At 70.1% G+C, this 4,569-nt stretch carries 5 protein-coding genes; 3 read left to right on the top strand and 2 right to left on the bottom strand.

The features are described 5' to 3' along the window. Nucleotides 1-53: 53 nt before the first annotated feature. Together smpB and dapA are read right to left on the bottom strand one after the other, a co-directional pair. Nucleotides 54-542, bottom strand: coding sequence for an SsrA-binding protein SmpB (gene smpB, locus ACP5M5_RS09010; RefSeq protein WP_114913416.1), 489 nt, complete (start codon nucleotides 540-542; stop codon nucleotides 54-56). Between the two features lie 19 nt (nucleotides 543-561). Further along, entirely contained in the window at nucleotides 562-1,440 is an 879-nt protein-coding gene (dapA, locus tag ACP5M5_RS09005; RefSeq protein WP_427936792.1) for a 4-hydroxy-tetrahydrodipicolinate synthase, read from the bottom strand. Between the two features lie 13 nt (nucleotides 1,441-1,453). Here dapA and ACP5M5_RS09000 point away from each other — a divergent pair, with 13 nt between their 5' ends. Genes ACP5M5_RS09000 through ACP5M5_RS08990 form a run of 3 tightly spaced genes read left to right on the top strand, consistent with a single transcriptional unit; the run spans nucleotide 1,454 to nucleotide 4,463 of the window. Beyond that, the gene (locus tag ACP5M5_RS09000) at nucleotides 1,454-3,526 is read left to right on the top strand and encodes a transglycosylase SLT domain-containing protein (RefSeq protein ID WP_427936791.1); all 2,073 of its coding nucleotides are present in this window, start codon (nucleotides 1,454-1,456) and stop codon (nucleotides 3,524-3,526) included. Then, a complete protein-coding gene (locus tag ACP5M5_RS08995) occupies nucleotides 3,523-3,975 on the top strand; it encodes a phosphatidylglycerophosphatase A family protein (protein WP_427936790.1) in 453 nt (150 codons plus the stop codon). Before ACP5M5_RS09000 ends, ACP5M5_RS08995 begins: the two co-directional genes overlap by 4 nt. Next, complete coding sequence (locus tag ACP5M5_RS08990) at nucleotides 3,975-4,463, top strand: CinA family protein (RefSeq protein WP_427936789.1); 489 nt, start codon at nucleotides 3,975-3,977, stop codon at nucleotides 4,461-4,463. Before ACP5M5_RS08995 ends, ACP5M5_RS08990 begins: the two co-directional genes overlap by 1 nt. The last annotated feature ends 106 nt before the right edge of the window (nucleotides 4,464-4,569 follow it).

The following is a 4,569-nucleotide window of genomic DNA, read 5'->3' as shown; positions in this document are numbered from 1 at the left end:
GTCTTTTTGCTTCTTTTTCTTCAGAAAAAGAAGGACTTAATTTTATACGCCCGCTAACCGCGCGCGCGCATGATCCGTGCTTTGTCGCGCTGCCAGTCGCGGGCGGCGATAGCGGCGCGTTTGTCGGCTTTTTTGCGCCCCTCGCCGAGGCCGAGCAGCAATTTGGCGCGGCCACGATCGTTGAAATGGATCTGAAGCGGCACCAGGGTCACGCCTTCGCGCGAGACGGCGCCGGCGAGTTCGCGGATTTCCTTGCGCTTGAGCAGAAGCTTGCGCGGCGCGCGCGGCTCAAAGCGTGACAGCACGCCGCCCTGGTATTCCGGGATATAGGCGTTGAAAAGATAGATCTCGCCCTCCCGCTCGCCGGCCCAGGCCTCGCTCAATGTGGCGCGGCCGAGACGGAGCGATTTCACCTCCGCCCCCTTGAGCACGAGGCCGGCCTCGACGGTGCGGCCGATCGCGTAATCGAACCGTGCTTTGCGGTTTTGCGCCGCAACCCCGGTGGTGATCATGCGCGGGCCCTTCTCACCCTTGCCGGCCATCGCCGCGATCCCGCGCCGGTCAGGCGATGAGGCCGAGCCCGGCCATCGCCGCGCGCACCCGCCCGGCGGTCGCATCGGCGATCGGCGCCAGTGGCAGACGGCAGTGCGCCGCAGAAAAGCCGAGCAGGGAGGCGGCGAATTTCACCGGCCCCGGGCTGGTCTCGGCGAAGAGCGCGTCATGCAGCGGCAAAAGCCGGTCCTGGATCGCCATCGCCTCATCGATCCGCCCGTCCGCCCAGGCGCGCTGCATACTCGCGCAGAGTTTCGGCGCGACATTGCCGGTGACGCTGATGCAGCCTTGGCCGCCAGCCGCGAGGAAGGCGAGCGCGGTGTGATCCTCGCCGGAAAGCTGGCAGAAATCCGGGCCGCAGGCGGCGCGGGTGTGCAGCGGGCGGACGAGATTGGCCGTCGCGTCCTTGACGCCGACGATATTCGGATGTTTCGCCAGCCGCGCCATGGTCTCGACACTCATGTCGATGACGCTGCGGGGCGGGATGTTGTAGATGATGATCGGCAGATCGACGGCGTCGGCGATCGCCGTGAAATGAAGATAAAGCCCCTCCTGGGTCGGCTTGTTGTAATAGGGCGTGACCACCAGCGCGCCGTCGGCGCCGACGGATTGGGCGTGGCGCGCAAGCTCGATCGCTTCGGCGGTGCTGTTCGAGCCCGCGCCGGCGATCACCGGCACCCGTCCCTTGGCGACGTCGAGCACGATCTCGACCACCCGCTTGTGTTCGGCATGGCTCAGGGTCGGAGACTCGCCGGTGGTGCCGACCGGAACCAGCCCGTTCGTTCCCTCGGCGATCTGCCATTCGACGAAGCGCGCCAACGCCGCCTCGTCCAGCGTGCCATCGGCGCGCATCGGGGTGATCAGCGCGACCAGCGAGCCGCGGAACATCGAACCCTTGACCATGATGACCTCCCACCCGACCGGCGGCGAAACCCGCCCGATTATCTACGACCGGCGGGGGATACGCCGCAAGGCCGCGCCGCGCTATAGGGGGGTAATGTCACACCGCCGAACCGCTTTGCCGCTGCTGCTGCTCCTGCCGCTCGTATTCGCCCCGCCGGTTTGCGCGCAGAGCCCGGCGAACACCCCGGCCAACGACGTCATCGCCGCGATCCGCGGCAATGACTGGCCACGCGCCGCGGCACTCGCGGCGGCGATCGCCGATCCCATCGCCGCCAAGCTCGTCACCTATTATCGCCTGCTCGCCCCGGGCGCCGCGAGCGCCGGCGAAATCGCCGATTTCATCGCGGCGAACCCGGATTGGCCGCAGCAGGATCTGCTCGCGCGCCGGCAGGACGAGGCTTTGATCGCGCTCGCCGATGATCGCGCGGCGGCGGCGTTTTGCCTCCGCGCCCCGCCGGTGTTGCCCGAAGCCTGGCTCCGTTGCGCCAATGCCGCGGCGGCGATCGGCGATACCGCGGCGGCGGCGCGGGCCGCGGGTCTCGCCTGGAGCGGCGGCATCGATGACCCGGCGGCCGAGGCCATTCTCGTGGCGCGCTGGCCCGCAGCCCTCACCCCCGCCGCCACCTGGGCGCGTTTCACCCGCCTCTTGCCCCGCAACGCCACTGCTGCCGCGCGCGCTTTGCCGGAAATGACGCCGGCGCAGCAGGCGGCGGCGCGGGCGGCGCTCGCACTCCACGCCGATCGGCCGGAGGCGGGCGATCTCCTCGCCGCCCTGCCGGCCGCGACACGGGCTTGGCCGTTGGTCTTTTTCGAGACCGCGCGCTGGTTGCGGCGCGCCGGGCGGCTCGCCGACGCGGCCGCACTCTGGCAAGCGAGCGGCGCCGCCGCGACCGAGGGGGCTGGCGAGCGCGCCGCCCTCTTCCTCGCCGAGCGCGAAAATCTCGCCCGGCAAATCCTCGCCGGCGGTGATCCTGCCCAAGCCTATGCGGTGATCGCGGGCGGGTTGGCCGGCACCGACGAGCTAGCGCCGGTCACGCGCGTCGAGGGCACATTCCTCGCCGGGTTCATTGCCCTGACCGCCCTTCACGATCCGGCCCGCGCGGCGCCGCAGTTCCAGGCGCTCGCCGCGCTATCGCCGGCGGTCATCACGCAAGCCCGCGCCCATTATTGGCTGGCCCGCACGGCGACAGCAGAGGGTGATCGCGCTGGCGCGCAGGCCGAATATCGGCGCGCAACAGACTGGCTGGTGACGTTTTATGGCCAGCGCGCCGCCCTCGCGCTCGGCTGGTCGCCGGTGCGGCTCAGTGCTCGGCTGCGGGCGCTCCGCGATCCAACCTGGAGCCCGCTTGAGGCGCAGGATTTCGCGCACCGCGACCTCGCCCGCGCCGCCAATCTGTTGGTGGCATGGGCGGCATCGAACCGGGCGCGGCCGTTTCTCGTCGATCTCGCAACGCGCGCCCCCGAGCCGCGCTATCGCGCCCTCGCCGCGCAGCTCGGCCTCTCCTTCGGCCTGCCCGATGTCGCGGTCGCGATCGCGCGGCGCGCTGGGCGCGATGGCACGATGTTGCCCGAAGCCGGCTGGCCGCTCGCGGCCGATGTGCCGCCGCGGCCCGTCCCGCCGGCGACGGTGCTCGGCCTGATCCGCCAGGAAAGCAGCTTCGACATCGCCGCCGTGAGCCCGTCGGGCGCGCTCGGGCTAATGCAGCTTATGCCCGGCACCGCGCGGCAGGTCGCCCACACGCTCGGCCTTGCGCTGGTGAGCGGCGATCTCACCCGCGATGCCAGCCTCAATATCCGGCTCGGCTCTGCTTACCTTGCCGCGCTGCTGGGCCGCTTCGACGGCGCCTTGCCGCTGGCGCTCGCCGCCTATAATGGCGGGCCAAGCAATGTTGCCGCCTGGCTTGCCGCCAACGGCGATCCGCGCGGAGACCCCTCCGAGACCGCGATGATCGACTGGATCGAGCGCATCCCCTTCGGCGAGACGCGCAATTACGTCGAACGGGTCGCCGAGAATATCGTCATCTATCAGGCCAAGCGGCGTGAGCCGTTCAGGGATCCGCTCGCACGATGAAAATCGCCTTCGCGCGCGCCATTGCGAGCGGTGGCGGTGTCGGGTTTCTGCCGCGCGCCCCGGGCACGTGGGCGAGCCTGCTTGCGGCTGTGGTGGGGGCGGCGCTGCTGGCGCTGGGGCACCATGCCCTGCTGGCAGCGGAGCTGCTGGCGGCGCTCGGCGGCGTCTTCGCGATCGCCGCGGCCGGCGCCGGGGGCAAGGATCCGGGCTGGGTGGTGATCGACGAGATCGCTGGGCAATGGCTCGCTTTGCTGCCGCTCGACGCGCCTCGGTTTTGGCCGATCCTGCTCGGCTTCGCGCTTTTTCGGCTGTTCGATATCGGCAAGCCGGGGCCGATCGGTTGGCTCGACCGCCGCCATGACACGCTCGGCGTGATGGGCGATGATCTCCTTGCCGGCGGCTTCGCGGCGGCGATTTTGTGGCTGGTGCAAAAAGGGGGAGGCTGGTGATGGTCCCGGATGAGGACGAATATCGTGCCGCGGCGGCTTTGCTCGACCGCCTGCGCGCGCGCGGGCTTACCCTTGCGACCGCGGAAAGCTGCACCGGCGGCCTGGTTGCCGCCCTGATCACCGCCGTTCCCGGCGCGAGCGACGTGTTCGGCTATGGGGTCGTGACCTATGCGAATGATGCGAAAACCGACTTGCTCGGTGTGCCGGCGGCGCTGATCGCAGCGCACGGCGCGGTGAGCGAGGCGGTTGCGCGGGCGATGGCGGCGGGGGCGCTGGCGCGGGCCGCGGCCGGGGTCGCGCTCGCCATCACTGGCATCGCCGGGCCCGGCGGTGGGAGCGCGGAAAAGCCGGTGGGGCTGGTCTGGTTCGGGCTTGCGCGCGCTGGCGAGATGCGGGCGCGATCACGAAAATTCGTCGGCAGCCGCAACGAGATCCGAGCGGCCGCGACGAGGGAAGCAATCATTCAGCTTCAGGATTTTCTCACCTAACCGCGAGCGTCACGCGTGCATGGGCGGGTCGGGGCGTGGGAAACAGCGGCAAGAACCGGGGGGAATGCCTCCCCCCGGTCTTTCGCTGTGGCGTTGCGCCGATGGC

The organism is Acidibrevibacterium sp. (assembly GCF_049965395.1).
Taxonomy (GTDB): domain Bacteria; phylum Pseudomonadota; class Alphaproteobacteria; order Acetobacterales; family Acetobacteraceae; genus Acidibrevibacterium; species Acidibrevibacterium fodinaquatile.
The sequence above is the reverse complement of the archived record's forward strand: the minus strand, read 5'-3'. Positions and strand labels throughout refer to the sequence as shown.